Origin of the sequence: Vibrio sp. B181a (assembly GCF_030248375.1) — a bacterium.
In the GTDB taxonomy this organism is placed as follows: Bacteria; Pseudomonadota; Gammaproteobacteria; order Enterobacterales; family Vibrionaceae; genus Vibrio; species Vibrio campbellii.
Window position 1 is genome coordinate 1 of record NZ_JAHGAD010000114.1, and the last position, 5392, is coordinate 5392.

At 56.5% G+C, this 5392-nt stretch carries 6 protein-coding genes; all 6 read right to left on the reverse strand.

All coding sequences use genetic code 11. The annotated features are described in order from the left end of the window. The coding region (locus tag KIO97_RS25850; RefSeq protein WP_285384339.1) for a helicase at positions 1 to 1760 on the reverse strand (1760 nt) is incomplete at its 3' end. Then, entirely contained in the window at positions 1757 to 2335 is a 579-nt protein-coding gene (locus tag KIO97_RS25855; protein WP_285384340.1) for a hypothetical protein, read from the reverse strand. The genes KIO97_RS25855 and KIO97_RS25850, both read right to left, overlap by 4 nt. A 76-nt stretch (positions 2336 to 2411) precedes the next feature. Further along, on the reverse strand, positions 2412 to 3503 hold the full coding sequence (locus KIO97_RS25860; RefSeq protein ID WP_285384341.1) for a DUF6094 domain-containing protein: 1092 nt from the start codon (positions 3501 to 3503) through the stop codon (positions 2412 to 2414). Continuing rightward, complete coding sequence (locus KIO97_RS25865; protein WP_285384342.1) at positions 3503 to 4087, reverse strand: DUF3275 family protein; 585 nt, start codon at positions 4085 to 4087, stop codon at positions 3503 to 3505. Before KIO97_RS25865 ends, KIO97_RS25860 begins: the two co-directional genes overlap by 1 nt. Before the next feature lie 68 nt (positions 4088 to 4155). Next, positions 4156 to 4674 carry a JAB domain-containing protein gene (locus KIO97_RS25870; RefSeq protein ID WP_285384343.1) on the reverse strand — a complete coding sequence of 173 codons (519 nt, stop codon included), beginning with the start codon at positions 4672 to 4674 and terminating at the stop codon, positions 4156 to 4158. A gap of 4 nt (positions 4675 to 4678) precedes the next feature. Next, positions 4679 to 5332: a hypothetical protein gene (locus tag KIO97_RS25875; protein ID WP_285384344.1), complete on the reverse strand. Its 654-nt coding sequence runs from the start codon at positions 5330 to 5332 to the stop codon at positions 4679 to 4681. Between the last annotated feature and the right edge of the window lie 60 nt (positions 5333 to 5392).

A 5392-nucleotide genomic window follows, 5' to 3' on the forward strand; every position in this document is an offset into this window, starting at 1 on the left:
ACCAGCTCAATGAGCCTTTGTTCTTTGGGCGTGGGGGTGAGCGCATCAAACAGCGCCGGAATGTAAGCCAGCGTTTCTTTGCTGCGCGGGTGCGTGACCACTTCTTCTCGAAACGCGCAGTCTGGCCATGCCAGCAGCGCGCTCATGACCACGCCTAATAAGGTTTGGTCACCCGCGGCCAGTGCTTGACGAAGCCTAGCGGTTAAGTCTTGCTCCATGGCGTTGTAGTGCATTTGCATCTCTTCATCCATTGGCACTTCCTCAAAGTGTTCCTGGTAAGGCGGTAAAATCCCATCCCCCATGTCTTTGAGTTTGACAAACACCGTATAAGGCAGGATGTACTTCGCCACGCCGAGCGGACCAAAACCGGGCGCTCTGGTTTGGCTGACTTTGACGTTCTTGCCTTTGGCGGTCTTGTGGTTGGCCTCATCGGTGACTTTCATCACCTCTTTGATGATGCCGTGCTCTTGTGAGAAAATCAGTGCCGCGCTGCCTAATTTGCCACGGTGGTAGCGATAGCCATCTTGCATCATCACTGAGGGCATGGTGCGCCACAGCAAATAGAAGAGGTCTTCCGCATAGCCGCCCATCAACGTGCCAGTCAAAAGAAGGCATTGTTTCACGCAGCCGGCTAATACCTGCATCGCTTGCCCCTGCGCGGCTCCGGCGTTCTTATATTCGTGGCACTCATCGATGATGAGCCAGTCAAAGAACCCGCGAGGGAAGTAGCGCTTAATGAACTCGCTTGCCTGGTAATCACCTTGCCCAAACGCAAACTGGGTTTTGGCCAGTTTACGCTCGATGCGCTCAGATTGACGCTCGCTGAACACAAACTCCCCGTCGTCATCAAGCAGGTTGACCAACTCATAAATGTTGTCGGTCAGCGCTTTGGCCAGCATGCGCTCACCAAAGCCATCGAGCAGCTTACCGGCGGTGACTTTGCCAATCGTCGGTAGGGTCTGCAGGGCGCGGGACACGGTTTTGCTCAAGGTATCGCTCTGACGCTGACGTCGGAGTGTCCACAGCGCAGAGCCACACGCCGCGCAGCTGAGCTGTTGGTCTGTCGGAAAATGACTCGGTAATATCAACTCGCCTTCATCATCCTTGACCAAACTTGCGCAGTCCGGGCAGCGCACCAACGTCAGATTGGTCGTTTGTGCGCTGAGGCCATCGTGGCCGAGCTCGCGCTTGAGGGTTTTGGTCTGATACGCTGGCTGCCAGTGATAGCCCATGCGCATTCGCACGCGACCCAACACCACATACTCCGGTCCGTCATGCGCTGTGGCCGCTCTTAGTTTGAGTAAGGACTGCAGCGTATCGGGACCATTGAGTACCCACACCTTCGCGTTAGGCACGGTATCGAGAATTTCTCGACGCCATTTGTACACCAGATGCGGCGGTGAAAGCAGCAGGAAGCGCTTGGCTTTGCCTTCCTCATAGGCAATGGCACTGGCGGCCACACCCATGATGGACTTGCCGGTGCCCATTTCCCCGTTGAGAATGCCTGCCGGGGCACCGTCATCGAGAAGTAGGGCGCTGATGGCTTGCACCGCTTCGGCCTGCGCCTCAAACGGCACGCGCTTGAGCGATTGCATCACCGCTGTGCGTGACGCACTCGGCGCTTGATAGCGCGCGGGGTGCGCCGCTTCAATGTTATCGATCAGGCCTTCACCGAACTGGTCGATAAAGTCATGCAGCGATAACACCTTGTCATGTTCAGGTTCGCTCTGTGCTTGGGTGTTCATCTCTGTTGTGTTCATAGCATCGCGCCTTCTGTGACCGGCAGTAAGCCTTGTTGCATGGCTTTGCTGACCAAGGTTTCGATGGGCTCAATCGGCAAATCGAGCTGATAGGCGTGTACGCCCACACTTGGCAATACCTCAATACAAGCTCGAAGTTGTGGCTGCAGCATGGCTTGCCAGTCTTCGAGTAAAGGCAAGTGGCACAGCTGCTTGATGGTTGGCCATAAATCGAGCCAAGCCAGCGGCGCTGCGCTCAGCAAGGTCATGCTCTGACCCGAAGGTTTGAGCAGCGATGGATGAATGAGCCAAGTGTGCACCCATTCGCCGACCGGGGTGTATTTGGGCAGGCGAGTGGTGCGCTTGGTGAGGGCCTTGGCGTGAGCAAAGTCCATCACCAGACTTTCTCCATCTGGCTGCTTGACGGTCATGACGCGCAGTCCGCCTTCGCTCAGCGGCAGCGTGAGCGCCGCGAAGAAGTGTTGCATCATGCCATCGCGTCCCCACAGGGAGAGAAACTGCACCTTGTGGTCCGCGGTGGTGACCACCGCATCGAGGTAGAGCCCGTTATCGAGCGCAATCAGTGGTGTGTTCATGGTTGGGTTTCCTTATCAAAAAAATAAGGCGCCTCTCCCGTCAGGAAAAGCGCCTGACGGGCCAATGAAAGTGGGGTTATTGGATAATCACGATGTGACCAAAGCGCTCACCTGGGGTGAGGTCAATCGCTCGAATGAGCGGCTGAAATTGGTCTATTTTGGTCGTGATGGTTTGATGCTCGTCGATACTGGTGACCGTTCGCTGCACCTTTTGGGTGCCGCCTTTGACCAGCAGTGTCCGCGTGCCATCATTGCTGACCACCTTGCCGGCGATTTGCCCTGCCGCGAGCGACAGCGACAAATGCCAGGGGGAAAGTTTACGCAGTGGCCTAGGCACGCGTGGGTGTCGAGCTTGGTTAAATTGCGTATCGAACGTGGGCCAGAGGCCGCCGTGGTGCAAAAACGCCGCTTGAAGCTGTGCTGTCTCTGGCCGCACCATTTCAAAACGAAACGGGGCGTCAGTGACTGGCGTGACCTCAAGCTGAGCCTGCGTCGTGACGTGGGGTGGAATGGGTAACCCTTCGCCCACTTGCATCAAGCTTTGCGCGGTGGTGCTGCGCAAAGCTTGATGCTGACTGCCACGTAAGTCGGCTTTGCGTCCCAATAGCACCACTTGCTTAAAGCGGTCGGTGCTGGCCTTAACCACCTGCACCTCCCGCAGTCGCAGCGACAGGTAACGACAAAGCGCGGGCGTGAGCGACGGGAAGGGCACCACCAACACCAATACGCCGTCGCGTTTTAGGGTCGGAAGTAGGCGTTGAATAAACTGCACTTCCAGTCTGGCCATGTCGCGTTGCTGCTTTTCTATCTGGTCGGTGACCGCATCGCCATACGGCGGATTCAAAAACAGCAGACTTTGACTGCCTGCGCCTATCACGGTGTCAAACGCATTGCTGCGCAGCACCGTATCCAGGCATTGGCTCGCGCTCTCAGCGCGCCCCGCATCGAGCTCCACACCATAGGTGTGAAGCGTACTTTGTGGGTGCGCGTCAATGTCAGCCGCCAGCTTGGCCAGCGCCTGACCTTCACCGCAGCACGGGTCGAGTAAGCGCTGTGTGCCGGCTTTGAATGTCAGCCGCTTGGCAATCAAGGTTAAGGTGGCCTCATCCGTTGGATAGTAGCCATCTTTGAGGTAGTTGTGCGCCACGCGCGGATGCATCACCGCCATCAGCTTGCCTCCTCATCGACACGCAAACGCAGCCAGTGCTGCGCCTTGGGTTCGAACTGCCATACTCGCTCGTCGTGAATGCGACGTTTGAGGTATTTCAGTTGTTGCCCCATTTTCTCACGGCCCACTTCGGGGTTGAGTTTGACGATGCTGCCGACCTGCGCAGGCAGTGGCCAGAGCTCGCCAAACAAACCTTCAAGGTCGTCTTGTGCGCTGCTGTTGCCATGGGAAGCCGATGCCGTGTCACGCTGCGCCGCCAGTTTCTGCTGCGCTTTGCGCTCTTTGGCGAGTGGGTCTTCTTCCATCGGCGCGTCGCTTGGCACGGCTTCTTCTTTGTAGTCGCTCAGCCAAATACCACTGAGTTCGGCGCGGGTTTCAATCACCACGCGATGACTGGTTTGGTAGCTGCCCGAGTAAATGCGCGTTAACCCAAAGGTGCCTTGGTAGGTGCCTTCGTTATACTCATCGAGCACTGCATCGCGGATAGCAAACTTGCCAATCTCGCTATCAAGGGTGGCCACGTTAAAGTCGCCATAGCGACCGGTGACAGTTTTAATGGTTAAGGTGCCAGGGAGTTGGACCATATTCGGCCTCCTGAAAAATCAAAGGCCTTCCCACCGGAAGACCTTCCGGTTAGGGATAAGAGAGCGGGCTATAGCCAGCCACGCTCTGCAAACGAGGTGACGGTCGCGCCGACCACAAAGTGGTCAAGCACGCGCACGTCAATCAGCGCCAGCGCATCACACAAGACTCGGGTGATACGTCTGTCGGCCTGACTGGGTTCACTCGATAAGCTCGGGTGGTTATGACACAAGATGACCGCCGACGCATTCCAGAGTAGGGCGCGTTTCACCACTTCTCGGGGGTAGACGCTGGCGGCATTTATGGTGCCGTAGAACAGCACCTCAAACTCAATCACCTGATGTTGATGATTCAGAAAGAGGACGCCAAACACTTCCCGCTCCATGCCCTGCAATAGGCCACTTAAGGTGCGTTTGGTCTGCTCAGGGCTGGTCAGCGCCACGCCCGGTGACAAGCGGTCCATCGCCATGGCATTGGCGATATCCAGCAGTTCATCTGGGGTGACGGGCTCGGTGAGTTGGTAGTATTCGCCAGGGGCGTCTTGCAGCTCTTGCAATTTGCCTTGGCCGTAGGACGATTGATAGCGCATAAGCTCACCAGTCAATACTGAGCATTGGCTCAGCGGCAGGCTCGCTTGGCAGTTGATGCACGGCCTGGCAGAAAAGCCACCACTCAAACACCGTCTTGGGCTGACACGTTAAACGAAACGCCTGCGCCTCCCCATACAGCCCGGTCGTTTGTTGGACCGAAAGCAGAGTGAGCGTGTGCATGAGCGTTTGTTGCTTGTCTGTGAGCGCATTAAGCGGTATTGAGTAGAAGGATTTTTCGCAGTAACGCGGCAATGACGTCACAGGCTGCGCCTGCTTCAATTGCTGCTTAATGCGTTTTATCCAGCTCTCTGCCGTGCTCCAGCGACCGTTAGGCTTGAGAGCGCCAGATTCGACGTCTTCAGACCAACGAATGCCCAAGTAGCGCACCGCCTCACGCTGATTGAGAAAACCATGGCACGTCCATTCTCCTCGAACGCGCTTGCCATACTCATCAAATGGGTTGCTCTCGCCAAACTCCGCCGTCACAACAAACTGGTCGTCATGACGAGGAAAGCTCACGCCGAGCGCCGCCATGTCGCGCTCAATGGTGTTGGCGGTCAGTCGGTTTTGCTCAGCGAGCCACGCTTTGGCATCACGAAGCAAATCTGGGTAAGGGTAATGCCATGCTTGCATGGCGTAACAAATCGAATAAGACATTGGGTGCTCCAAATAAAAAAGGGGCACCCAATGAGGGTGGCCCCTCATGGGTGAAAGGAA